The organism is Ciceribacter azotifigens, assembly GCF_048159625.1.
Lineage (GTDB): Bacteria > Pseudomonadota > Alphaproteobacteria > Rhizobiales > Rhizobiaceae > Allorhizobium > Allorhizobium azotifigens.
Map to the genome: position 1 here is coordinate 1 of NZ_JBLQTA010000071.1, position 1137 is coordinate 1137.

2 protein-coding genes and 1 pseudogene are annotated in these 1137 nt (G+C 58.7%); all 3 read right to left on the reverse strand.

Annotated elements, in window-relative coordinates; genetic code table 11:
- Positions 1–606, reverse strand: a 606-nt coding sequence (locus ACM6UT_RS23335) for a dihydroxyacetone kinase subunit DhaK (RefSeq protein ID WP_416799651.1), incomplete at its 3' end; no start/stop codon positions are given.
- A gap of 34 nt (positions 607–640) precedes the next feature.
- Positions 641–850 (reverse strand): annotated as a pseudogene (locus tag ACM6UT_RS23340) (SDR family oxidoreductase); the annotation flags it as partial.
- On the reverse strand, positions 783–1137 hold a 355-nt coding region (locus ACM6UT_RS23345), incomplete at its 5' end, for an SDR family oxidoreductase (protein ID WP_416799652.1). The gene ACM6UT_RS23345 and the pseudogene ACM6UT_RS23340, both read right to left, overlap by 68 nt.

The following is a 1137-nucleotide window of genomic DNA, read 5'->3' on the forward strand; positions in this document are numbered from 1 at the left end:
ATGCCCAACCGCTGGCAGGGTGCACGGACCAAGTCCAACGCCGATGGACCGGCAATTGTCGATGGCCTTTTGAGCTGTGACCCGGACTTCCTCAAGTGAGGCGCCTGTTGCGGCTTTGGCACCGCCAATCTTCCACATGAAGATTTCTCCGGCGACCCCGCGGCGCTTCTCGCGCTCTTCCGGTGGGGCGGAGCACACGTCGTCATTGGCAACAACGGTTGCAACCTCGATGCCGTCCTTGGCGGCCAGCTTCCGGGCCAGCTTCACGTTCATGTTGTCGCCGGCATAATTGCCGTAAAGGACGATGACGCCCTTGCCACCGTTTGCTTCGCAGATTGCGTCGTAGAAGCTTTTTGCAGTCGGCGAGGAAAACAGCTCTCCGACAGCCACCGCATCAAGCATGTTCTTTCCGGTATAGCCGATGAAGGCAGGCTCGTGACCCGAACCGCCACCGGTCACCACTCCGACCTTTCCCGGATAGGGTGCGCCTTTTGCAACGACAACGCGCTGATTTTCAGCAAGCCGGACGATGTCCGAATGGGCCTTCAAGAAGCCCTTTACGGTATCTTCGACAACCTCATCAGGATTGTTTACGAAACGCTGCATACTGTCTCCTGTATAATGTCTTGCTGACCGGGGCTTAGAGGATGGTGTAGCCGCCGTCGACGATCAGGTCGGCGCCGTTGACCATGTCTGCCCCGGACGATGCGAGAAAAACCGCCGATGCTGCAATCTCTTCCGGGTAGGCAAATCGGCCGACTGGTATCCGCTTGACAGCGGCCTCACCTTTTTCGCCGGCCCATGCCTTTTTGCCGAGTTCGGTCAGCACGATGGTGGGCGATATCGTGTTNGACCATGTCTGCCCCGGACGATGCGAGAAAAACCGCCGATGCTGCAATCTCTTCCGGGTAGGCAAATCGGCCGACTGGTATCCGCTTGACAGCGGCCTCACCTTTTTCGCCGGCCCATGCCTTTTTGCCGAGTTCGGTCAGCACGATGGTGGGCGATATCGTGTTCACGCAAATGCCGTGCTTGCCCCATTCGGCCGCGAATGTCTTTGACATCCCGATGACCCCGAATTTGGAGGCGCAGTAGGCGACATGCTCCTCAATCGCCACGGTCCCGGCTTGCGACGCA